Genomic DNA, 23,698 nt, shown 5'->3' with positions numbered 1-23,698 from the left:
GGCCGCATCGAGCATTGCGCAGCGAGCCGAACCGAACTCACTGAACCGAACTCACTGAACTGAACGAACCCGCCTGAGCCGAACCGAACCTGAGAGAGCCGACATCATGAACGACCCGAAGCACATCGATCCGCGTTTCGATCCCACCCGCACCATTCGCGCGCCGCGCGGCAGCGAACGCGTCTGCAAGAGCTGGCTTACCGAAGCCGCGTATCGCATGATCCAGAACAATCTGGATGCCGAAGTGGCCGAGCATCCGCACGCGCTCGTGGTGTACGGCGGCATTGGCCGGGCCGCGCGCAACTGGGACTGCTTCGACCAGATTCTGGCGTCGCTCAAGGACCTGAACGATGACGAGACGCTGCTCGTGCAGTCGGGCAAGCCGGTGGGCGTGTTCCGCACGCATGCCGACGCGCCGCGCGTGCTCATTGCGAATTCGAACCTCGTGCCGCACTGGGCCACGTGGGACCACTTCCACGAACTCGACCGCAAGGGCCTCATGATGTACGGCCAGATGACGGCGGGCAGCTGGATCTACATCGGCTCGCAAGGCATCGTGCAGGGCACCTACGAAACGTTCTTCGCGGTGGCGAACCAGCATTTCAAGGGCGACCCGAAGGGCCGCTGGATTCTCACGGGCGGTCTCGGCGGCATGGGCGGCGCGCAGCCGCTCGCGGCCACCATGGCGGGCTTCTCGATGATCGCCGTGGAATGCGACGAGACGCGTATCGACTTCCGCCTCAAGACGCGCTACGTGGACCGCAAGGCGAAGACGCTCGACGAAGCGCTCGCGATGATCGACGAGGCGAAGCGCACGGGCCAGCCGGTCTCGATCGGCCTGCTCGGCAACGCCGCGGACGTGTTCGCCGAACTGGTGGCGCGCGGCATCACGCCGGACTGCGTGACGGACCAGACGAGCGCGCACGATCCGATTCACGGCTACCTGCCGCAGGGCTGGAACATCGAAGACTGGCGCGAGCGCCAGAAGACCGACCCGCAGAGCATTGTGCAGCCGGCCAAGCAGTCGATGGCGCACCAGGTGCGCGCGATGCTCACGCTGCAGCAGCGCGGCGCGGCCACGCTCGACTACGGCAACAACATTCGCCAGATGGCGCTGGAAATGGGCGTGCAAAACGCGTTCGACTTCCCGGGCTTCGTGCCGGCGTACATCCGGCCGCTTTTCTGCGAAGGCAAGGGGCCGTTCCGCTGGGTGGCGCTGTCGGGCGACCCCGAGGACATCTACCGCACCGACGCGAAGGTGAAGGAGCTGATTCCCGACGACACGCATCTGCACAACTGGCTCGACATGGCGCGCGAGCGCATCGCGTTCCAGGGGCTGCCGGCGCGCATCTGCTGGGTGGGCGTAAAGGATCGCTATCGTCTGGGTCTTGCGTTCAACGAGATGGTGAAGAAGGGCGAGTTGAAGGCGCCCGTCGTGATCGGCCGCGATCATCTGGACACGGGCTCCGTGGCGAGCCCGAACCGCGAAACCGAGGCGATGAAGGACGGCTCGGACGCCGTGAGCGACTGGCCGCTGCTGAACGCGCTGCTCAACACCGCGGGCGGCGCGACGTGGGTTTCGCTGCACCACGGCGGCGGCGTGGGCATGGGCTTCTCGCAGCACGCGGGCGTCGTGATCGTTTGCGACGGCACGGACGCGGCGGCGAAGCGTATCGAACGCGTGCTGTTCAACGACCCGGCCACGGGCGTGATGCGCCACGCGGACGCCGGCTACGAACTCGCGCAGCAGACCGCGCGCGAAGTGGGCCTCAAGCTGCCGATGCTGGGCCGGTGAGGGCTTCGGCGTGCAGCCCGCGGATCGCAATCGCCTCGCCATGAACGACATCACGCTGATGCGTGCCGCGACGCTCGTCGCGTCGCCGTGGAAGAACGGCGGCGGCGTGACGCGCGAAGTGGCGGCCGCGCCGGAAGGCGCCGGCTTCGATACGTTCGCGTGGCGCGTGAGCATCGCCGACGTGGCTGCGGCCGGGCCGTTCTCGCGTTTTCCGGGCATCGATCGCACGCTGGTGTTGCTCGCGGGCGCGGGCATGCTGCTCGACGTGCACGCTGATGACACATCCAGCACGACGCACACGCATGCGCTCGATGAGCCGCTCGACGTCGCGCGTTTTGCGGGCGAGGCCCGCATCGACGCAAGGCTCGTGAACGGTCCCACGCGCGACTTCAACCTGATGGTGCGCCGGGGTGCGGCCACGGCGAGCCTCGACGTATGGCGCGGCAACGTGCAGCGCGAGCTTTCGGGCGACACGGTGCTGCTGTTCTGCGCGGTGGGCCCCATGCGCGTCACGCTGCGCGGCATGGCGCCTGTCGAACTTTCGACCGACGACACGTTGCGCGTGGACCGCACGCAAGCGTTGCTCGTGAGCGCCGAAGGCGAAGGCGCGCTGCTGGCCGTGACGGTGCGGCATGTCTGACGCGGCGCGTCCTCGCGCATTCACGCGGGCCGCCGGGCGCCCCTCAATCCGAATCCGACGAACTCCAGGAACGCCATGAACCAGACTGTCTGGCATCACCTGAATCTCTGCCCGCAGGGCGACCCCGGCGAGTCCATCGCGGATGCGGCGCTCGCGGTGCAGGACGGCACGATCGTATGGCTCGGCGCACGCGCGGCCTTGCCTGCCGAATACGCGGCGTGGCCGCGCGAAGATCTGGCCGGCGCGTGGGTCACACCGGGACTCGTGGATTGCCACACGCATCTCGTCTATGGCGGCCAGCGTGCCGACGAATTCGCGATGCGGCTTGCGGGCGCGAGTTACGAGGAGATCGCGCGTCAGGGCGGCGGCATCGTCTCGACGGTGCGCGCCACGCGTGCGGCGAGCGAAGACGCGCTCTACGCGGCCGCGGCCGCGCGACTCGAACCGTTGCTCGCCGAAGGCGTGACGGCTATCGAGATCAAGTCGGGCTACGGCCTCGACCTCGCCAGCGAGCGCAAGACGCTACGCGTGGCGAGGCAACTGGGCGAGCGCTATCCCGTGACCGTGTACACGACGTTTCTCGGCGCTCACGCCTTGCCGCCTGAGTTCGCTGGCCGCGCCGACGACTATATCGACGAGGTCTGCCACAGCATGCTGCCCGCACTCGCGGACGAAGGCCTCGTCGATGCCGTGGACGTGTTCTGCGAACGTATCGGTTTTTCGCTCGCGCAGAGCGAGCGTGTTTTTGAAGCCGCGGCGCGGCACAACCTGCCGGCGAAGATGCATGCCGAGCAGTTGTCGCTCTCGGGTGGCGCAGCGCTTGCGGCGCGCTACCGTGCGCTTTCGGCCGACCATCTCGAGTTCCTCGACGAGGCCGGCGTGATCGCGATGAAGGAAGCGGGCACCGTGGCCGTGCTGCTGCCGGGCGCGTACTACTTCATTCGCGAAACGCAGTTGCCGCCGCTCGATCTGCTGCGCCGCCACGGCGTGCCCATGGCCATTTCGACGGACAGCAATCCGGGCACGTCGCCCGCCACGTCGCTGCTGCTCATGATGAACATGGCGGCCACGCTGTTTCGCATGACCGTGCCCGAGGCGCTGCAAGGCGTGACGCGCCACGCGGCGCGTGCGCTCGGCAAAGCCGACGTGCACGGCGCGCTCGCGGTGGGGCGGCGCGCGGATTTCGCGGTGTGGCGCGTCGATACGCTCGCGGAACTCGTGTACACGATGGGGCGTCCGCTGTGCGCGCGCGTAGTGCGCGGCGGGGCGACCGTTTATGAGCGGCCCGCGTATGGCGTTGCGCGGCACGAACTGCCCTTCGGGCGCTGAACCGCGCAGCGCCTTCGACACTGGCCGGCGAGCTTTTACGATCAAGCGCCTCACAAGGCACACCTCACCATGACACAGCAATCTCTGTTTGCCGCGCACGCGTTCCTGCCCGACGGGTGGCGCCGCAACGTCCTGCTGCAATGGGACAGCAACGGCACGATCACGGCGATCACGCCCGACTGCTCCGCGCCCGCCGACGTGCCGCACGCAGCGGGCCCGGTGTTGCCCGGCATGCCGAACCTGCACTCGCACGCATTCCAGCGCGCCATGGCGGGGCTCACCGAATATCGGGCCAATGCCACGGACACCTTCTGGAGCTGGCGCGACCTCATGTACCGCTTCGCTGCGCGCATCACGCCCGATCAGCTGGCGGCTATCGCGCGCTGGCTCTATGTGGAGATGCTCAAGGCGGGCTACACGTCGGTGTGCGAATTCCATTACGTGCACCACGCCGAAGACGGCGCGCCGTATGCGAGCGTGGCCGAACTCGCGCAGCGCGTGGTGGGCGCGGCACATGAAACCGGCATCGGCATGACGATGCTGCCCGTGCTCTATCAATACAGCGGATTTGGCGCGAAGCCTGCGCGCGAGGATCAGCGCCGCTTCATCAACACGCCCGAGCGCCTGCTTGCGTTGCTCGACGGCTTGCGCCGCGCGTGTCCCGAACAAGCGGGGCTGCGCTACGGCGTGGCGCCGCATTCGTTGCGTGCGGTGTCGGAGGCGTCGCTGCGCGAAGTACTCGAAGGGCTCGACGCGCACTTTCCCGGCGCGCCCGTGCATATCCACATTGCCGAGCAGACCGCCGAGGTGCATGCGTGCCTCGCGACGGAAGGCGCGCGCCCGGTGCAATGGCTGCTCGATGGCTTCGACGTCGATGCGCGCTGGTGCCTCGTGCATGCCACGCACGTCGATGCGCACGAAGTGGAGTCGCTGGCGAAACGCGGCGCCGTGGCAGGGCTCTGTCTGACCACGGAGGCCAATCTGGGCGACGGCATTTTCCCCGCGCACGATTACCTCGCGGCGGGCGGCCGCTTCGGCGTGGGGTCGGACAGCCACATCGCAGTGGACTGGCGCGCCGAATTGCGGCTGCTCGAATACGGGCAACGTCTCGCGCGGCGCGAGCGCAACGTGCTGGCGTCGGCTCAGGTCACGCACGTGGCCGACCGGCTCTTCGCCGATGCGCTCGCCGGCGGCGCGCAGGCCACGGGCCGCGCCGTGGGTGCGCTCGAAGTGGGGCGCCGCGCCGACTGCATCGTGCTCGACGGCGAACACGCGAGCATCGCGGGGCACGAGCCGCGTGCATGGCTTTCGGGCGTGGTGTTCTGCGAGCACGGCGAATCGCCGGTGCGCGACGTCTACGCGGGCGGCGCGAAGGTGGTGGAAAACCGCCGCCATCGCGACGAGCAAGAGGCCTATGCGCGCTACCGCGCAGCGCTCGCGGCGTTGTTGCAGTAAGGTGCCAGGTAAGTTGCTGCAATGAGCGAGCGCAATTGAGCGGCAGACGTGAATCGCCGAGGCAAACCGCGCATGCAGCATGACCTGCGCAAGTCTCCCATGCTGCGCATTCACAGCTGCGTGTTTGCGCACTTCGCCGTTACTGGACCGACATGAACGCATCCTCAATTGCAACTGCCGCACCGGTTTTTTCGCTGCAACGCGGCAGCGCGCCGCTGCTGATCTCCATTCCGCACCTGGGCACGCGCATTCCCGACGACATTGCGGCCACCATGACGCCCGTCGCGGCGCGCGTGGACGACTGCGACTGGCATCTGGACCGTCTGTACGCGTTTGCGAAGGCACTGGGCGCGTCGATTCTCACGCCCGTCTACGCGCGCTACGTGATCGATCTGAACCGTCCGCCCGACGGCGCGAGTCTCTATCCGGGCCAGGACACCACGGGGCTCTTGCCCGTGGACACGTTCGACAAGGCACCGCTCTACCGCGATGGACACCTGCCCGACGACGCCGAAATGGCGCGGCGCCGCGAGGCGTACTGGCGTCCGTATCACGACGCGCTGAAAAACGAACTGGCGGCGTTGAAGGGACAGCATGGCCGCGTGCTGCTGTGGGAGGCGCATTCCATCCGTTCGCACGTGCCGCGATTCTTCGAGGGACGTCTGCCCGATTTCAACTTCGGCACGGCGAACGGTGCGAGCGCGCTGCCCGGACTTGCCGAGGACATGGCCGTGCTCGTGACGCAGCACGGCGGCTATACGGCGGTGGCGAACGGCCGTTTCAAAGGCGGCTACATTACGCGCGAGTACGGCAAGCCCGCCGAGGGGGTGCACGCCATCCAGCTCGAACTCACGCAGATCACCTACATGCAGGAGCAGATGCCGTACGCCTACGACGAAACGCGCGCGGCACAGGTGGCGCCGCTCATCGAGTCGCTCGTGAAGGCGGCGCTCGCGCGGGTAACGGCGTAATGATGGCGGGCTGCTGAGCGGCGCGCCGATCGTCGGTCCCTGCCGGGCGGTTGCGTGCCGCACCGCAAAACGGCTACCCTTTCACGACGAAGCGCCGCGCGGACCTGCCGGAGTGTGACCCCGAGGTATGACCCCGAGGTATGACCCCATTGCGCGGGCGCCCAGCCTCTTTGGCAAAAACCTGGACGGACCCACATGGACGACCCAGCAATGGACGAATCCGGTGAATCGCTGCTTCCGGTCTGGCGTGCCAACCTCGTGCTGCTCACGCGCAAGGTCGGCGCGGCGACGCGCCTCGCGCGCATGATGACGTTCTCCGAGTCCTATCTCAAGCTCATCCTCGCGGGCCAGCGCGACTTCAGCGACGAGTTCGTGCGCGGCGTGGAGGCGGTGACCGGCTTGCCCGCGGGCTGGATGGACGCGCCCCGCGACGACGCGGACATTCCCGACGACACGCGCGCCTCCATCGACAACGAAATCCCGCACGCACGCTTTCGCGGCACGGCGGCGCCGGTGCGCAAGAAGTCGGTGCTGCGCGCGCCCGAGCCCATCTTCGGCCAGCCCGCGCCCGCGAAGCGCGACGACCCGCCCGCCGACGTCGAAGCGCATCGCCGGCTCGCCGGCCTGCGCAAGGTGCGCGAGCTTGCCGTGCAGGACGTGAAGCGTATCGAGCGGCATCTCACGCTGCTGCCTGTCGAGCATGCGGCGTTGCGCACCCGCATCGACGACGTGATCGCCGCCGCCGACCCTGACGCGCGCGTGCGCGCCGATCTCGCGGGGCGGCTCGAGCAGATCGAGAAGCATCGCGAGTTGCTGCTGCGGCATGTCGAAAAGCTGCATGCGTTGCTCGCGCGGGTGGGCGAGACCGAACCGTGATCGGCTGACGAACACGCGCCGCGCTGGCACATCGATCGCGACGGCGTGGCCCGCTTCAGCGCCTCAATCCTGTCAGGATCTGTTCCGCGAGGAAGTCGCAGGGCGGTCGGTTCGAACGGCCGCTGCGCGCGAGCACGATTTCGAGTTCGGGGAGCTTCGGCAGACCCTGCGCGCGGCCGAGTTGCGTGAACGCCTCTGGCACGGCGCAGCGCGCGAGCGGCGCAATCGCAAGACCCGCGGCCACCATGCTGCACAGGCCCATCAAGCTCGGGCTCTCGTAGGAGGTGCGGTAGGGAATGCGGGCCCGCTCCAGGGCGCGCAACGCATTCGCGCGTGCGACGCTGCCCGTGCCGAATACGGCGATGGGCAACGGCCTTTCCTTCCAGATTTCACGGCCTGTCGTCGTTGCTGCCGCAGAGCCTGCCAGGCCCGGACCTGCGCGGCCTGGACCTACGCGGCCCGGACCGGCCCACACCATCGGCTCCAAGCGGATGAGTTCGCCGGGCAGTCCCTTCAGGCGCGTCACGCAGGCGAGATCGATGCGATTGTCCTTGATGAGCGGGGCGAGCGCGTGGCTCGGCAGCCCGATCACCTGGATCTCCACCTTCGGCCAGCTCGCCGAGAACTGGCGCAACACGGGCGGCAGCAGCGACGACGCGTAGTCGTCCGGCACGCCAATCGACACGCGCCCCTTCACCTCGGGGTGCGCCATCGACGCCCAGGCTTCGTCGCGCAGCGCGAGCATGCGGCGCGCGTAGCCGATCAGCATCTGGCCGTCCTGGGTGGGCACGGCGTTGCGCGGGCCGCGTACGAACAGCGTTTTGCCGAGCGACGTTTCGAGCGAACGGATCTGCATGCTCACCGCGGATTGCGAGCGATGCACGAGCGTGGCGCCGCGCACGAAGCTGCCCGCGTCGGCGACGGCGACCACCATCGCGAGTACATCGAGATCGAGAGCCTTCATGAGCGGGAAATCGGGTTGGATAACGGAGAAGGGCGTTGAATCTGCCATCAGGAAATCTGATTGTAGCGTTCAATATAACGCGTTTGCCTGAACCCGCCCGCGGCTTGCATACTGGCCCGGTCCTGACAACGTGCCGCTGCCGCGGCGGGAGACCGATGCAATGCCGATGAGTTACGACGAGTTTCGCCAACGGGGCATGCGCCTCGACATGTCGCGCGGCAAGCCCGCGCCCGAACAGCTTGCGCTTTCGCAGGCGCTCGTGGACGACGCGCCGCGCGCAGGCTGGCTGTCGCGCGACGGCATCGACTGCCGCAACTATGGGTACTTGCCTGGTCTACCCGAGGCGCGCGAATTCGGCGCGGCGTTTCTCGGCGTGCCTGCAGCGCAGGTCGTGGCGGCGGGCAACTCGAGCCTCGAACTCATGCACGACGCGATCGCCTTCGCGATGCTGCGCGGCATGAGTGGCACGAGCGGCGCAGCAGGTTCGGCCGGTTCAGCCTGTTCAGCCCCATGGCGCGCGCAGGGCGACGTCGCGTTCCTGTGCCCCGTGCCCGGATACGACCGGCACTTTGCGATCTGCGAGGCGCTGGGCATTCGCATGGTCAGCGTGCCCATGCAAGACGACGGTCCGGACATGGACGCGGTCGAACGCGAACTCCGTCGCGACCCCGCCATCAAGGGCATGTGGTGCATGCCGCTCTACAGCAACCCGAGCGGCGCAATCTGGTCGGACGCGACGATCCGGCGCCTCGCCGCGATGCCGGCCGCGCCCGATTTCAGGCTCTTCTGGGACGACGCGTATCGCGTCCACCACCTCACTGGTACGAAGCACGAGACGCTCGACGTGATCCGCGCCTGCGCCGAGGCGGGGCACCCTGACCGCGCGCTCGTGTTCGCGTCGCTCTCGAAGGTGACGTTCAGCGGCGGCGCCGTGGCGTTTCTGGCATCGTCGCCGCGCAATGTCGAGTGGTGGCAGCACTGCGTATCGGTGCGCACCATCGGGCCGGACAAGCTCAACCAGTTGCGTCACGTGCGCTTTCTGCCGGACCGCGCCGCGCTGGATGCGCTCATGGCGCGGCATCGCGCGCTGCTGCAGCCGAAGTTCGATGCGGTGCTGGAAGCGTTCGCCGAGCGGCTGGCCGGCGTGCCCGGCGTCACGTGGACGCGGCCCGAAGGCGGCTACTTCATCAGCCTCTACGCGCCGCATGGGCTCGCGAAGCGCACGGTTGCGCTCGCGGCCGAGGCGGGGCTCGTGCTCACGCCCGCAGGCGCCGCGTTTCCGTACGGACGCGATCCGCACGACACGCATCTGCGCATCGCGCCGTCGTTTCCTTCGCTCGACGAGGTTCGGCTCGCGGCGCAGGGCATTGCGGTGTCGCTGCTGCGGGCGATCGACGAGGCGCGTGATTGAAGCGGTGGGCCTGGAGCAACGCAAGTGGGCAACGTGAATGAAGCGGTGCATCCGACGCACCGCGCAGCCATTCACCCCCGCATGCGTGTTGCGACGAAATCGCCGCCCACTTTCCACGTCGCGCCGTCTACGTCCAGCGACGTGCCGGTCCAGCGAAACGTGTCGGCCGTGATGTCGGTGAAGTTCCAGCGGATCGGCGTGCCGTCCGCGCGTGTGCCGATCTGCACGATGTCGTTGCCCACGCGGCGGCCGATCAGTTCGCTGCGCTGGCCGTCCACGGGGTCGATCCACGTGACGCGCCATGCACGCAGCGCGGCGTCCCATACGCGCAGCGTCGTGCCGTAGCCAAGCGGCCCCGCGGCTTGCGTGTCGCGCGTGCGGCCCTGCCATTCGCTTCGAGCGGGAAAGATCCAGACGTCCTGAATCGCGCGGCCGCCCAGCACCCTGCCGAAGTGCGCCTCGGCCTTCATCGGCGCGGTGCGCATGTCGGTGCGGTAGTGCAGCACCTCCAGCGTCCAGCTGCCCAGGAGCCAGCCGTAGAGGTCGTCGCTTGCGGCGATGTCGGCAGCGCGCGCTTGTGCGCCGAGTGCGGGCCACAGCGCGCCCTCGCATGCGTCGGCGCGCAGCGGATTCAATGCGTGCGAAGCGGAGTCGAGGCGCGTGGCCTCGGCGTTCTGCGGGCTCATTTGGCAGTCTCCTTGAGGGTGCGTGCCGGGCGTCACGCCGGCCGCGTCGATGTGCTAAAAACGAGCATACGAGACCTCGCGGGGGACTTCCTGGTGAAAATTGCGGCGGATCTGCAGCAGGCACTGGCGATGCGCGCACGCGACGGCGCGGCCGGCCGCACGACGGCGCGCCACCTGGCGGCGGCCGAGGGCTGGCGCGTGGACGACGTGCTCTGCACCTTCGGCCCGCGCGATCAGCCGTTCGAGGAACGGCACGGCAGCGTTTGCATTGCGGTCGTGGCGGCGGGGTCGTTCGGCTACCGGTCGGAAGCGGGGCGCGAGTTGATGACGCCGGGTTCGCTGATGCTCGGCAACGCCGGCGCCTGCTTCGAATGCGGCCATCGCCATGGGGCCGGCGACCGCTGCCTGTCGTTTCACTACACGCCCGCATGGTTCGAACGGCTCGCCGCCGACCTCGGTGTGCGCAGCGGCAGCCTGGCCTTTCGCGCCACGCGCGTGCCGCCCACGCGCAGACTCGCGCCGCTGGTTGCGCGGGCGATGGCGGGCGCCGCGGCACCCGCCGGCGTCGCCTGGCACGAACTCGCCGTGCAGCTTGCCGCGGCCACGCTCGCGGTGATGAACGAGCACGAGAAGGGACGCGCCACGTCCCATGCCGCGCGCGGCACGGCCACGGCGTGGTCGCGGGTGGCGCAGACCGTGCAACTCATCGAAGCGACGCCGGGCGAAGACCACACGCTCGCCACGCTTGCCGCTCGTGCCGGCGTGAGCGAGTTCTACTTCCTGCGCACGTTTTCGCAGGTGACGGGTATCACGCCTCATCAGTACGTGCTGCGCACCCGTCTGCGGGCCGCGGCGCTGCGCCTGCGTCGCCCGGAGGCGGGCGGGACGACGGTGCTCGATATCGCGCTCGATTGCGGCTTCAACGACGTCTCCAATTTCAATCACGCGTTTCGCGCCGAGTTCGGCATGAGCCCGCGCGCCTGGCGTGCCGCGGCGCGAGGCCCATCGGCGAGCGTCAGTGCCGCGGGCGCGGTCACGGCAGAGCCCCCCGGGACGACGCGCGCATGAACCGCGCGCCGACGATGCCGACGCCGCATGCGGCCGCACCGTCTCGCGCCGGCATCGCATCGATGCCACGTTCTGCGGGCGCCTTCGTGTGCGCCTTCACGCGCGCGCTCGCCGCCGTGATGTTCGCGCTGCTCGTCCTGCCGTGCGCATACGCCGCTTCGGCACCTGAGCCCGAGCCCGAAGACGTGCCGCCTTCCACGGTCGAACGCGACGTGCATCTCTTCGTCGTCCAGAAAGACGGTTCCGTGGAAGAGCACGACGACACCGTGCTGCGCGCCAACACGAACGCGGGCGTCGACGAAATCGCCCAGCGCTACGTCTGGTTCAACAAGGACACGGAGCGCGTGGCGCTGCTCGCCGCCGAAACCATCGAGCCCGACGGCACGGTGCGGCGCGTGGAGCCCGAAGGCATACGCGACGTGCAGGAGCCGCGTTCGTCGGGCGCGCCCACCTTCGAAGACGGCGTGCTGCGTACCGTGATCTTTCCGGGCGTCCAACCCGGCGCGCGCGTGCATCTTGCGTTTCGCAAGACGCGCGTGGCGCCGCGAACGGGCGCGACGTTTGCCTACTTCGTGGAGCCCACGGGCGGTCCCGTCGAGTTCCAGCAACTGATCTACGACCTGCCCGAAGACGTGCCGCTTTACGCGGACGCACGCGGCTACGTGGCGCTTGCGCCCGTCACGGCGAACGGCCGCACCCGCTACACGTTCGAGTACCGCCACGGTCCCTATGCGCCGCAGGAGGCCGGTGCGGCCGGCTACGTCACGTGGGGCGACCGCCTGATGGTCTCGACGGTGCGCGACTACGCGGCGTTCGCAGCGCTCTATCGCGATGCCGCCGCGGACCCCACCGCGACCGATCCGCAAGTGGCCGCGCTGGCGGCCGCGCTCACGGCGCATGCGGCCACGCCGCGCGAGAAGGCCCGCGCGATCTACGACTGGGTGCGCTTCAACATCCGCTACGTGGCGCTGTTTCTGGGCGAAACGGCGACCGTGCCGCATCGCGTGACGGATGTTCTGCGCAACCGCTACGGCGATTGCAAGGACCACGTCGCCGTGTTCACCGCGCTGCTCGCGGCGGCCGGCATTCGCGCCGAGGCTGCGCTGATCGGGCTCGGGTCCGTCTATACGCTGCCTTCGGTGCCGGGCTATGGCTCGGGCGCGATCAATCACGTGATCGTCTGGATGCCTGACCTGCAGTTGTTCGCCGACACCACGGCAGGCGGCACGGCATTCGGCTATCTGCCCGGTATCGTGATGGACCGGCCCGCGCTGCTCGTGGACGAAGGCGTACTCACGCGCACGCCGGCCACGCAACCGCGTGCTCGCAGCGTGCATCTGTCGGTCGACGTGGGCGCGGACGGCAACGCGGCCTACGCGTACCACGTGGACGACGACGGCGTGAGCGCCGAACTGGAGCGCAACATGTTTCGCCGCGCCACGCGGCAGCGCGCGCAGCAGATAGCGGCGGACCGTCTGCGGCAAACGGGGTTCACAGGCACCGCGAAGATTCGCACGGCGCCGCTCGCGCCCACGGAGGGCCCGTTCTCCACGACGACGACGGGCACCATCGAGCACGCCGTCTGGCCCGACGGCACCACGGCGATGCCGGCGCTGTCGAGCCTCGCCGGCGGCATCGCGAGCCAGGTTCAGGCGTGGCTCGCCGTGCCGCGGCGCACGCAGCCGTTCGTTTGCATCGACGGCGATTTCGATGAGACCGCGCAGATTTCGCTGCCTCGCACCGTGCATGTGGAAGATCTGCCCACGGATACCGAAGCGCATGACGGCTTCGTGGACTACGCCTCGCACTATGTGTTCGACGCGGCGTCGCAGACGCTGCAGATCGAGCGCCGGCTGCATACGCACTTCGGGCGCCAACTCTGCACGCCCGAAACGTTCGACGCGATGCGCGCCTCGCTCGTCGCAATCGAACGCGACGCGCTCTCGCAGATCGTGGTGCGGGCGAAGCCGGGCGGCCCGGCTCACGCGCCGCATTGAGACGGGCGAGGCGGGGACTGCGCGAGCTCCCCGTTTGTCGTTCGGCTCATGAAGCGGCGTATGAACCTGCCTATGAACCCGCTCATGAACCCGCTTATGAACCCGTCAGCGTATTCGTCAACTCCAGCGCCGGTGTGGTGGTGTTGCCGCCCTGCGCGACGAGCAGATGGATCTGGTTTGGCGCGAGCTGGCTCAATACGCCGGCAACGGGCACCGTGGTGATGAGCCAGTCCGCGTTGTTGGCGAGGCTGAAGGTACTGGACTGGAAGATCGGCGTCTTGCTGCCCGCGGTGGTCGCGATGGCGACGTAGTTGCCGCCCGAGAGATAGATGGAGTCCTGGCCGCTTGCCGGCACTGCGTTCTTGAACGACACGCCGGCCATTGTCGGGCTCACGGTGTTGATGTTGGTGTTGGGCGGCACGATGTAGAGGTCGACGTTCTGCGCGTTGGCCGTGGCGTTGAAGGCGCGCACGCGGGCGTCGTTGGAGAGCAGGCCCTTGTCGAACGGATCGTCGATCAGGCCGATGTCGGGCGCAGCGAGCCCCGGCAGCGCGAGCACGGTGTACTCGTGGCCCTTGGCGACGTCGGGGAAATTGCCGCTCGCAAGTGCGGTCGTGGTGCCCGTGTTCGCATAGGCGACTGCCGTTGCGCCCGTATTGATGTTCGCGAAGTTCGTGACCTGCTTGTACGAGATGCCGGTCTGCAACGGACTGCCGTTCACGAGAAAGTCGACGGTCGGGCCGCCTGCGATGGCGTGCACGAAATGAATCTCGGGGTTTTGCAGTCCCAGTTCCTTGCCCACGTCGTGGCCACTGCCGCCGCATGCGGCCACGAGCGCAGCCACGGCCACGACCGAGCCCAATGTACGAAATGCCTTCATGTTGTCACCTCATCGAAGAGGGCGAGCCGCCCATGTTTGTCGTGCGGCCGTCGCTGCCGGGTGCCATGCGTGCATAGGCACGCGTGTTGTCCCCCTGGCAGCATCGCAAATGGACGGCGCGCGTTCTTATCCCTGTTGTTCGTCGCGCGAAAGGCTGCGGGAGCGGCGCTCGACGAACATCGTTTGGACGGCGGCACAAGCGCAATCGGTGTGCCACGCATGGCACGAGCGCATGCGCCCAGGGTGCAACGCGAGGCGGCGCAAGGGGGAAGAGGGCACCGAAAGGACGTTCTAATCGGGGTATTGCGGTGCGCAATGGCAGCGGCGGCGGACAGTGGCTCTGCAATTCCGCCAGGGGTTTTGCAAGAAAGGGTAAGGAATGGACGTGGAGGAATGAATGCGGAGGAATGAATGCGGAGGAATGAATGCGGAGGAATGAATGCGGAGGAATGAATGCGGAGGAATAAGCGCGGCGCCCCGAAGACATTGCCCGCGCAAAAAAAACGGGCGGCCCGTGAACCGGGCCGCCCGCTTCGTCTGACCAGGACTGCCGTGACCCGGAGCGATCCGGACGGCAGCCGCAGATCAGCCGCAGATCAGCAGATCAACTGCCTTTGGTCACGACCGTCACCCACGCACCGTTCTTCACCTGGTACATCGTGGACGAGCCGTGCTTCAGCGCGCCGGTGCTCTCGAACGCGATGTGGCCCGTCACGCCGTCGAAGCTGATGTTCTTGAGCGCGGCGCGATAGACGTTCGGCGAGGTCGACTTTGCCGCTTCCATCGCCTTGATGGCGGCCCACGCCGCGTCGTAGCCGAACGGCGCGTACGAGAGGATGTCGACGCCGAAGCGCTTCTTGAACTTCTGCGAGAAGTCCTTGCCGCCGGGCAGTGCCGCGAGCGGACGCCCGTATTCCCAGGCCATCACGCCTTCGGCTGCGTCGCCCGCGAGCTTGATGAACTCGGGGTCCATCACGCCGCCGCCGCCCACGAGCTGCGCGCGCAGCCCGAGCTGCTTCATCTGCTTGGCGACCGATGCCGCCTGCGTGTCGAGCCCGCCGAAGAACAGCAGGTCGGCATCCGTCGACTTGATCTTGGTGAGCTGCGTGCGGAAGTCCACGGCCTGGTTGTTCGTGTACTCGTGCGTGACGATCGTGCCGCCCTTGGCCTTCACGGCCTTCTCGAATTCCTCGGCCTCGCCCTGGCCGAAGGCCGTGCGGTCGTCGAGAATCGCGATGCGCTTGGCCTTGGTCACTTCGACAGCGTAGGTGCCTGCGGTGCCGGCGTTCTGCGCGTCGGTAGAGATCACCATGAACGCATTGGCGAAGCCCTGGCTCACGATAGTCGGATTGGTGGCGGCGGGGTCGATCATCGGAATGCCGGCGCCTTCATAGATGCGCGAGGCCGGAATCGTGGTGCCCGAGTTGAAGTGGCCCACCACGGCGGACACGTTCTGGTCCACCAGCTTCTGCGCGGCCTGCACGCCGATGCGCGGGTCGGCCTGGTCGTCTTCGGCCACGAGCACGAAGTGCGCGACCTTGTCGCCGATCTTGATCTTCTGCGCGTTGGCCTCGTCGAGCGCAAGCTGCACGCCGTTCTGCAGGTCCTTGCCGTAGCCGGCGTTGGCGCCCGTGAGCGGTGCGGCGAAACCGATCTTGACGTCGGTGTCCTGCGCGTGTGCCGCGAGCGGCGACATCGCAAGCGCGCCCAGCAGCACGGCGAAGGGTTGGAGGGTCTTGCGAAGACTCATGTTGTGCTCCTTCTTGTCGGCGGTTCGTGAAAGACGCGATTGCAGCTGCGCCGGGCCGCATGCGCGGCGCCCCCCTGAGGCGTCGCGGCACGTCGCGGTCATGCAGTGCGCGCAGGCAGTCTGCCAGCAGGGCACGGACGGTGTTATCCAGACGTCCCCTGGGGGAGCGCAACGGAGCTCAACGGAGTGAAACGGTTTCGTGTCCCGATTCGCCGCGCGTCGTGCCGTGCGTGTGGTCTCGTCGCCGGTGCCTGGCTGGCAGTCTGGCACGAATATAGGAAGCCAAATTGTTTGCGTCTTGGTCGAAGCCCTCGTTTTGGCTGCGCATTTCGGCACAGCGTACGAGGGCGCAAAGAGGCAGGAAGAAGAAGTGTTCGCCGCGGACTTGCAGGCGGTGCGGGAAGCGGGTGCCTGGAGGCGTGGCGCGAGCGAAGGGGCGGCGGGGAGAAGTCAGGTAAAGCGGTGTGACAAAGCGGCGCAGACCGAAGTGGCGCAGACCGCCGCGTCGCTACCCGCCCAATAGCATGACGATTTCAGCGGTCCGCCTGAAGTTCGAGCAGCGTCTCGCGCAGACGCATGAGCGGCTCTTTCGTATCGTCGGAGGCCCAGGTGTCGAGGTCGTCGAGCGCGCGCTGGCAGCCGTCGAGCACCACGTCGAGATCGACGGCCACGCCGTTGGCGAGCGCAAAGCGCAGCGTCGCGGCAAAACGCTCGCAGTCGTCGTCGCCATAGGCGATGTCGAGGTTTTCTGCGATCACGGCGGCGATGTCGCTGCGTGCGCGATCTTCTTCAGGGACGAAGTCGATGATGCCGCGCGCCACGTCGGGCGCGTGATAGAGCGCGATGTCGAGCCACTGCGCGGCGTCGAACTCTTCGCTCTCCATCTGGCTCTCGAAGTATTCGATCGCCTCTTGCTCGTGCGTTTCGCCCGCGTCCACGTTCAGGCACAACTGCTCGAAATACTCTTCCTGTTCGCTGCGGATGGGGTGGCTCATCGTGAATCTCGTCGTCTGATGCGTGAAGCGGGGAATGGTGGAATGCGGCGGTGGAGCGCGTGGGGAGCCCTTATGGCGCGCGGGCCCGCATTATAGGCGGTCCGCCCGAATGCGGGCGCCGATGCTGTTCAGCCCTTCAGCGGCATTAGCGTCTTCAGCGCCATTCGCGCCTTCAGCACCATTAACACCATCTGCGCCTTCAAGGCGCATCGGGCCGCCATGCCTCGAACCAGTCGCGCGGCTGCGCAATCTCGTTCTGCGCGGCCACGAGTTCGAGTTCGTAGCGGCCCGCGTCCCACGTCTCGCGCATCACGGCGTTGACGGCGGCGAGGGTGTGCTCGAATGCCACGCGCAGCGTGTTGCCGTTCATCAGGCAGGCCACGAATACGGCGCTCGTGAGGTCGCCCACGCCCACGGGCTGTCGCGCGAACGGATAGAGCGGACGCTGGCCGACCCACGCTTCGCGCGCGGTCACGACGAGCATGCTGTAGGTATCCGCCGGGCTGTTGCGGTCGAGCAGCTGCTTCACGAATACCGTTTTCGGTCCACGCTGGATCAGTTCGCGGCAGGCCGCTACGGCCTCGTCCGCCGTTTCGAGTTCGCGGCCCGCGAGGCGTTGCAGCTCTGCATGGTTGGGCAGCAGCACGTCGGCGGCAGCGGGCATGTGCTCGGCGATGAAGGCCGCCATGCCGGGATCGGGGGCGCTGCCCGCGCTCGCGCTCATGACGGGGTCGCAGAAATAGAGCGCGCGCGGATTGACCGCTTTCACGAGTCGCACGATCTCGAGCACGGCTTCGGCTTGCCCCGGCGTGCCGAGATAACCCGAGAGCACGGCGTCGCAGCGCGGCAGCATGCCGATGGCGCCGATGCCTTCCACGAGGTCCTGCATCTGCGGCGGATCGATGACGCTGCCGGTCCAGTGGCCGTACTGCGTGTGATTCGAGAATTGCACGGTGTTGAGCGGCCAGACGTTCACGCCGAGCCGCCGCATCGGAAACACGGCCGCGCTGTTGCCGGCGTGTCCGAACACGACGTGGGGCTGGATGCTGAGAACGTTCTTCATGATGCGCTCATGGCCATGCGGCTTCGTTGGTCTGGAGTCCATCGTGAGTGGGGCCCGCTGGCGTGGCGGGGGCGGGTCGGGCCGGCTGGCGGGCGCCGCTCAAACGTGTGACCAGAGCTTGCCGCCGTCTGTGCTGCTTGACTCGAAACGCCTGCGGTATGCGGTGAACGATACCCGAAAACCGCACCGCAAGGCGCTTCCGGCTGCCGGTGTTGTACGGAAACTTCAGGAATGTTCAAGCCATTTGAGGCTCGGGCCGGCGTGACGCATGTACGACATCGGTGCTGCCTTGCCAGGGCAATCTGCTCAGGTGATCCGCTCAGTTGGCCGGCTCAGTTGGTCCGCTCAGGCAAGCTCGCGGTAGAGCGCGAGATACCGCTGCGCGGAGGCGCCCCAGCCGAAGTCCTGACGCATGGCGCGCTGCTGCGTGGCGCGCCATTCGCGGTGGCGGCCATACAGCGCGAAGGCGCGGCGGATCGCCGCGGTGAGCGCGTCGGGCTCGAAGCGTTCGAACACGAAGCCGGTGGCAAGGTCGTCGGCCAGATTTTCGAGCGAGGCGTCAATCACCGTGTCCGCGAGGCCGCCCACGCGATGCACGAGCGGCAGCGCGCCGTAGGCGAGCGCGTAGAGCTGCGTAAGACCGCAAGGCTCGAAGCGCGAGGGCACGGCCATCACGTCGCTGCCGGCCACGATCTGATGCGCGAGCGCTTCGTCGAAACCACGCTCCACGGCCACTGCCTCGGGATGCGCGTGGGCCGCGCGCACGAGCCCTTGCTCCAGCGCCGGGTCGCCGGTGCCGAGCACGACGAGTTGCCCGCCGCGCGAGACGATCTCGGGCAGCGCGGCGAGCAGCAGGTCGAGGCCCTTTTGCTCGGTGAGCCGGCTCACGACGCCGAACAGCAGCGCATCGCTTTTCTCCGCGAGCCCGAACCGGCTTTGCAGCGCGGCCTTGCAGGCGCCCTTGCGCGCAAGTCGTATGGGCGTGTAGCGCGCGGCGATCAGCGTATCCGTCGAAGGATTCCACACGCTGTAGTCCACGCCGTTGAGAATGCCCGTGAGGTCGCGCGTGCGTCCGCGCAATAGCGCATCGAGCCCGCCGCCCTGCGCGAGCGTCTGGATTTCGCGGGCATAGGTGGGGCTCACCGTGGTGAGCCGGTCTGCGTAGTAGAGGCCGGCTTTCAGGAACGAAAGCTGACCGTAGAACTCGACGCCGTGCATGTCGAAGAAGGCTGGCGGCAGACCAAGCTGGCCGAACTGATGGGCCGGGAAGATGCCCTGGTAGGCGAGGTTGTGCACGGTGAACACCGAGCGCGCCGGGGCATGCCCGCGCTCCTGTGCCGCAGCGGCGAGGTAGGCGGGCGCCATGCCCGCGTGCCAGTCGTGAGCGTGCACGATCTGCGGTGCCCAGGCCGCGTCGAGATGCTGTGCGAGCTGGGCCGCGGCCCAGCCGAGCAGCGCGAAGCGCTGGGCGTTGTCGCCGTAGGGCACGTGCTCGTTGTCGAGATAGGGATTGCCTGGGCGGTTGTAGAAGTCGTCGGCGCGGATCACGTAGACGGCTACGCCCGTGCCCGGCAGCGTGCCCAGTTCGAGCGTGGCCTCGCGTGCGCCGAAGCGGCGTGCGAGCGGCGCCACGGGGCGTAGATCCGCAAGGCCCGCGAGCACGGGAGGAAAGCCAGGCAGCAGCGCGCGCACGTCGGCGCCCAGCTCGACGAGCGCGGGCGGCAGCGCACCCGTCACATCGGCGAGTCCTCCGGTTTTCAGCAGCGGATACAGCTCGCTCGCAACGTGCAGGGCGCGGATCGTCATCGGGCAAAGCTCCTTGCGGGCTTGGGGTGGCGGCTCAGTGCGACTGCTCAGTGCGCCTGCTGGCGCCTGAGCGCTTCTTCCGTCACGAGTACCACGCCGCTTTCGGTGCGATAGAAGCGCTCGGCGTCGCGCACGGGGTCTTCGCCGATCACCGTGCCGTCCGGCACCGTGCAGCCGCGGTCGATCACGACCTTGCGCAGCCGGCAGCTCGCGCCCACGGTGACCTGCGGCAGCAAGACTGCCTCAGCGATGTTACAGAACGATCTCACGACCACGTTCGACGACAGCACGGAGCGCGAAATCTGCGAACCCGAGATCACGCAGCCGCCGCAGACGATGAGGTTCGTGGCCGACCCTTGCAGCCCGTTGAGGTCGCGCACGAACTTGGCGGGCGGCAGTTGCTCCTGGTGCGTCCAGATGGGCCAGTTGCGGTCGTAGAGGTCGAGCGCCGGAATGGTGGAGGCGAGGTCGAGATTGGCTGACCAGTAGGCGTCCACCGTGCCCACGTCGCGCCAGTACGGCTCGACGGCCGGCGCCGACGGGTCGGTGGGCCGCGTGGAGACGCACGACAGGCTGAACGGATGCGCCAGCGCTTCGCCCTGGGTCACCACGCGCGGAATGATGTCCTTGCCGAAGTCGTGATCGGTGGCCACGCTCGCGATGTTTTCTTCGAGCAGCCGGTAAAGGTAGTCGGCGTTGAACACGTAGATGCCCATGCTCGCGAGCGCCACGTCGGGGTGGCCCGGCATGGCGGGCGGGTCGGCGGGCTTTTCGACGAAGCCCGTCACGCGGCGGTTTTCGTCCACGGCCATCACGCCGAACGCGGTGGCCTCCATGCGCGGCACCTCGATGCAGCCCACGGTGCAGTCCGCGCCGCTCGCTTCGTGGTCCGCGATCATGCGCGTGTAGTCCATCTTGTAGACGTGGTCGCCCGCCAGCACGATCACGTACTTCGGCCCGATCGAGCGGACGATGTCGAGGTTCTGGAACACGGCGTCCGCCGTGCCGCGATACCAGTGCGCGCCCTCCACGCGCTGTTGCGCGGGCCACAGGTCGATGAATTCGTTGAACTCGCCGCGCAGAAAACCCCAGCCGCGCTGCAGATGGCGCAGCAGCGAATGCGCCTTGTACTGCGTCACGACGGCGATGCGCCGGATGCCTGAATTCAGGCAGTTCGAGAGCGCGAAGTCGATGATGCGGAATTTGCCGCCGAAGTAGACGGCCGGTTTTACGCGCTTGTTGGTGAGCGGACCGAGCCGCGTGCCGCGTCCGCCGGCGAGGACGATGGCGAGCGTCGTGCGCTGCAGATCGTTGAGGCGTGCCGGAGTGTCCATGGGTGTCTCCTTGTTGTGCCCCCGGGATCAGGTCTGCGGCGGTGCGGCTGCCGGTTGTTCTTGTTGTGCGGAATCGTCGTGCGTGCTTTTGGCGTTTCGTTGTTTCGTCGGGTGTTTTGTCACGGCGCAGCCACGTCCGTTAGTTCTAGCACCGAATGCCCGCCCACGGAAAGGCGGATTTGCCACGGGCAGGCGGTCGTTGCGGCGCAACACGCGGCGCTGCGGGAGCGCTGTGGGGACGCTGCACGCCGCTGCAGGAGCGGGCGAGGCCCGCTAGAATCGGCGCGGTCGTTCTGGCTGATACCCGTGCTGTCGTTCGTCAGGAGTCTGTGCCCTCATGTCCGTGTCTTCTTGCTTCGCCCGGTTGCGCCGTCCGTTGTGTGCGGCATCTTTTGGTGCGGCATCTTTGGGTGCGCGCGTTGCCGTTTGCCTTCTCGTATGCGCAGCGACCGCGCCGGCCGCTTTCGCCGCCTCGCCGGTTGCCAACGACGGCCCCGCCTATGGCCCCGAGTTGCAGGGCTTCGACTATCCCGCGCCCGTGCAGCAGTTCGAATTCACCTCGCAAGGCGTGGCGTTGCACATGGCCTACATGGACGTGCGGCCCGCGCAGGCCAACGGCCGCACGGTGGTGCTGCTGCACGGCAAGAACTTCTGCGCGGCGACGTGGGAAGGCACGATCCGCAGACTCACCGACGCGGGCTACCGCGTCATCGCGCCCGACCAGATCGGCTTCTGTAAATCGAGCAAGCCCGCGCACTACCAGTTCAGCTTCCAGCAGCTCGCCCGCAATACGCATGCCTTGCTCGCTTCATTGGGCGTCGCGCGCGCCACTGTCGTCGGACACTCGACGGGTGGCATGCTCGCCGTGCGCTACGCGCTCATGTACCCGCGCGAGACGGAGCAACTGGTGCTGGTGAATCCGATCGGACTGGAGGACTGGAAGGCGAAGGGCGTGCCCTCGCTTTCCGTGGACGACTGGTACGCGCGCGAACTGAAGACCACCGCCGAGGGCATTCGCCGCTACGAGCAGGCCACTTACTACGCGGGCGAGTGGCGCAGCGACTTCGAGCCGTGGGTGCAGATGCTGGCGGGCCTCTATCGCGGGCCCGGGAAGGAACAGGTGGCGTGGGACTCGGCGCTGCTGTACGACATGATCTACACGCAGCCGGTGGTCTACGAGTTCGGACTGATCGAACCGCCTACGCTGCTGCTGATCGGCGACAAGGACACGACCGCCATCGGCAAGGATGCAGCGCCGCCCGAGGTGCGCGCGAAAATCGGCCATTACCCCGAGCTTGCGAAGGCGGCGGCGCGCGCTATTGCGCATGCAACGCTCGTCGAGTTCCCCGATCTGGGCCACGCGCCGCAGATGCAGGACCCGCAGGCGTTCCACAAGGCGTTGCTCGAGGGACTCGCGCAGTTGCCCGCGGCGCGCTGAGTTTCGACGGTCGTTCGATGGTGGTTCGACGGTCGTTCGATGGTCGTTCGATGGTCGTTCGATGGTCGTTCGATGGCCCGATATCAGGCGCCCGCGCTCGCTGCCGCGATTTCATCGCGCACCTGCGCCGCGATCTCGAACGATCTCAGGCGCGCGGTGTGGTCGAAGATCTGCGCAGTGAGGATCAGTTCGTCGGCGCGGGTCGCTTCGATGATGGACGCGAGCCCCGCGCGCACGTCTTCGCGCTCGCCTACCACCGAGTACGAGAGCGAATGCGCGACGCCCGCGAATTCGAGTTCGGTGGCTTCGAGCGTGTCGACGGGCGGGGGCAGCAGTCCCGGCGTGCCGCGACGCAGATTCAGAAACTGCTGCTGGAGCGACGTGAAGAGCCGCCGCGCCTCGTCGGCGGTTTCGGCCGCGAACACGTTGACGCCCACCATCGCATAGGGCTTGGCCAGTTGCGCCGACGGCCGGAACTGGGCACGGTACAGCCGCAGCGCGTTCAGCAGGTAGTCCGGTGCGAAATGCGAGGCGAAGGCGAACGGCAGTCCGAGCGCCGCGGCGAGTTGCGCGCTGTAGAGGCTCGAACCCAGCAGCCACAGCGGCACGTCCTGCCCCGCGCCCGGCACGGCGCGAATGCGCTGGCCCGGCACCGGTTCGGCGAAGTAGCGTTGCAACTCCACCACATCGTCGGGAAACGAATCGGCGCTGGCCTGCAGGTCGCGCCGCAGGGCGCGGGCGGTCGTCTGGTCCGTGCCGGGCGCGCGGCCGAGCCCGAGGTCGATGCGGCCCGGGTACAGCGCGGCGAGCGTGCCGAACTGCTCGGCGATGACGAGCGGCGCGTGGTTGGGCAGCATAATGCCGCCCGAGCCCACCCGGATGGTGCGCGTGCCGCCGGCGACGTGGCCGATCACGACCGAGGTTGCGGCGCTTGCGATGCCCGGCATGTTGTGGTGCTCCGCGAGCCAGTAGCGGCGGTAGCCCCAGCGCTCGGCGTGCTGGGCGAGGTCGAGCGTGTTGCGCAGCGCGTCCGTCGCGGTGGAGCCGGTGGCGATGGGCGCGAGGTCGAGAACCGAAAAGGGAATCATGGAAAGGGCGAGCCGGATCGTTTGCCGTGCGTGTCCGTGAGCCGTTGATCGCGTCCGGGCTTGAGCAAAAGGGCGCAGAGGCGGCACCTGTGGACCCGAAGCGGTGGCGAACGGCCGGCGCAGCGTAGCAAGGTGAAGGAAAACCGATTGTG

19 protein-coding genes are annotated in these 23,698 nt (G+C 67.8%); 10 read left to right on the top strand and 9 right to left on the bottom strand.

Annotated features, from left to right (window positions below; all coding sequences use genetic code 11):
* Positions 1-106: 106 nt before the first annotated feature.
* From hutU to PXJ20_RS10120, 6 genes are all read left to right on the top strand, one after another.
* Positions 107-1,795: a urocanate hydratase gene (gene hutU / locus PXJ20_RS10145; protein ID WP_421029501.1), complete on the top strand. Its 1,689-nt coding sequence runs from the start codon at positions 107-109 to the stop codon at positions 1,793-1,795.
* 40 nt (positions 1,796-1,835) lie between these two features.
* A complete protein-coding gene (locus PXJ20_RS10140; RefSeq protein WP_421029500.1) occupies positions 1,836-2,435 on the top strand; it encodes a HutD family protein in 600 nt (199 codons plus the stop codon).
* A 75-nt stretch (positions 2,436-2,510) separates the two neighbouring features.
* A complete protein-coding gene (gene hutI / locus PXJ20_RS10135) occupies positions 2,511-3,764 on the top strand; it encodes an imidazolonepropionase (RefSeq protein ID WP_421029499.1) in 1,254 nt (417 codons plus the stop codon).
* 69 nt (positions 3,765-3,833) lie between these two features.
* Complete coding sequence (locus PXJ20_RS10130; RefSeq protein WP_421029498.1) at positions 3,834-5,219, top strand: formimidoylglutamate deiminase; 1,386 nt, start codon at positions 3,834-3,836, stop codon at positions 5,217-5,219.
* Positions 5,220-5,371: 152 nt separating this feature from the next.
* Positions 5,372-6,190 carry an N-formylglutamate deformylase gene (gene hutG, locus PXJ20_RS10125; RefSeq protein WP_421029497.1) on the top strand — a complete coding sequence of 273 codons (819 nt, stop codon included), beginning with the start codon at positions 5,372-5,374 and terminating at the stop codon, positions 6,188-6,190.
* Between the two features lie 210 nt (positions 6,191-6,400).
* Positions 6,401-7,066: a hypothetical protein gene (locus PXJ20_RS10120; protein WP_421030925.1), complete on the top strand. Its 666-nt coding sequence runs from the start codon at positions 6,401-6,403 to the stop codon at positions 7,064-7,066.
* Between the two features lie 55 nt (positions 7,067-7,121).
* Here PXJ20_RS10120 and PXJ20_RS10115 read toward each other — a convergent pair whose 3' ends face one another.
* Entirely contained in the window at positions 7,122-8,030 is a 909-nt protein-coding gene (locus PXJ20_RS10115; RefSeq protein ID WP_421029496.1) for a LysR substrate-binding domain-containing protein, read from the bottom strand.
* 160 nt (positions 8,031-8,190) lie between these two features.
* Here PXJ20_RS10115 and PXJ20_RS10110 point away from each other — a divergent pair, with 160 nt between their 5' ends.
* Positions 8,191-9,441, top strand: coding sequence for an aminotransferase class I/II-fold pyridoxal phosphate-dependent enzyme (locus tag PXJ20_RS10110; RefSeq protein ID WP_421029495.1), 1,251 nt, complete (start codon positions 8,191-8,193; stop codon positions 9,439-9,441).
* A gap of 71 nt (positions 9,442-9,512) precedes the next feature.
* Here the strand turns inward: PXJ20_RS10110 and PXJ20_RS10105 are convergent, their stop codons facing one another.
* Complete coding sequence (locus PXJ20_RS10105) at positions 9,513-10,127, bottom strand: hypothetical protein (protein WP_421029494.1); 615 nt, start codon at positions 10,125-10,127, stop codon at positions 9,513-9,515.
* A gap of 93 nt (positions 10,128-10,220) precedes the next feature.
* Between PXJ20_RS10105 and PXJ20_RS10100 the strand changes: the two genes are divergently transcribed.
* Together PXJ20_RS10100 and PXJ20_RS10095 are read left to right on the top strand one after the other, a co-directional pair.
* Positions 10,221-11,195: a helix-turn-helix domain-containing protein gene (locus tag PXJ20_RS10100; protein WP_421029493.1), complete on the top strand. Its 975-nt coding sequence runs from the start codon at positions 10,221-10,223 to the stop codon at positions 11,193-11,195.
* Between the two features lie 62 nt (positions 11,196-11,257).
* Positions 11,258-13,192, top strand: a complete 1,935-nt coding sequence (locus tag PXJ20_RS10095) for a DUF3857 domain-containing transglutaminase family protein (protein WP_421029492.1) — start codon at positions 11,258-11,260, stop codon at positions 13,190-13,192.
* A gap of 94 nt (positions 13,193-13,286) precedes the next feature.
* On the opposite strand, the gene PXJ20_RS10090 is transcribed toward PXJ20_RS10095, so the two are convergent.
* The 6 genes from PXJ20_RS10090 to glgC all read right to left on the bottom strand — a co-directional run bounded on the left by PXJ20_RS10090 (position 13,287) and on the right by glgC (position 21,020).
* Entirely contained in the window at positions 13,287-14,072 is a 786-nt protein-coding gene (locus PXJ20_RS10090) for a DUF4397 domain-containing protein (RefSeq protein ID WP_017776446.1), read from the bottom strand.
* A 604-nt stretch (positions 14,073-14,676) separates the two neighbouring features.
* Entirely contained in the window at positions 14,677-15,822 is a 1,146-nt protein-coding gene (locus PXJ20_RS10085) for a branched-chain amino acid ABC transporter substrate-binding protein (RefSeq protein ID WP_199539815.1), read from the bottom strand.
* A 533-nt stretch (positions 15,823-16,355) separates the two neighbouring features.
* Positions 16,356-16,817 carry a hypothetical protein gene (locus PXJ20_RS10080; protein WP_126876193.1) on the bottom strand — a complete coding sequence of 154 codons (462 nt, stop codon included), beginning with the start codon at positions 16,815-16,817 and terminating at the stop codon, positions 16,356-16,358.
* A 199-nt stretch (positions 16,818-17,016) separates the two neighbouring features.
* Positions 17,017-17,880 carry a pyridoxal kinase PdxY gene (gene pdxY, locus PXJ20_RS10075; RefSeq protein WP_421029491.1) on the bottom strand — a complete coding sequence of 288 codons (864 nt, stop codon included), beginning with the start codon at positions 17,878-17,880 and terminating at the stop codon, positions 17,017-17,019.
* A gap of 345 nt (positions 17,881-18,225) precedes the next feature.
* A complete protein-coding gene (gene glgA, locus PXJ20_RS10070) occupies positions 18,226-19,686 on the bottom strand; it encodes a glycogen synthase GlgA (RefSeq protein ID WP_421029490.1) in 1,461 nt (486 codons plus the stop codon).
* A 47-nt stretch (positions 19,687-19,733) separates the two neighbouring features.
* Positions 19,734-21,020 carry a glucose-1-phosphate adenylyltransferase gene (gene glgC / locus PXJ20_RS10065; protein ID WP_017776453.1) on the bottom strand — a complete coding sequence of 429 codons (1,287 nt, stop codon included), beginning with the start codon at positions 21,018-21,020 and terminating at the stop codon, positions 19,734-19,736.
* Between the two features lie 337 nt (positions 21,021-21,357).
* Here glgC and PXJ20_RS10060 point away from each other — a divergent pair, with 337 nt between their 5' ends.
* On the top strand, positions 21,358-22,458 hold the full coding sequence (locus tag PXJ20_RS10060) for an alpha/beta fold hydrolase (RefSeq protein WP_421029489.1): 1,101 nt from the start codon (positions 21,358-21,360) through the stop codon (positions 22,456-22,458).
* An 83-nt stretch (positions 22,459-22,541) separates the two neighbouring features.
* On the opposite strand, the gene PXJ20_RS10055 is transcribed toward PXJ20_RS10060, so the two are convergent.
* On the bottom strand, positions 22,542-23,546 hold the full coding sequence (locus PXJ20_RS10055) for an LLM class flavin-dependent oxidoreductase (protein ID WP_199539819.1): 1,005 nt from the start codon (positions 23,544-23,546) through the stop codon (positions 22,542-22,544).
* Between the last annotated feature and the right edge of the window lie 152 nt (positions 23,547-23,698).

Source organism: Paraburkholderia sp. A1RI_3L (assembly GCF_048957895.1).
GTDB lineage: Bacteria > Pseudomonadota > Gammaproteobacteria > Burkholderiales > Burkholderiaceae > Paraburkholderia > Paraburkholderia kururiensis.
Note: the sequence above shows the minus strand (reverse complement) of the source record. Positions and strands in the feature narration are given on the sequence as shown.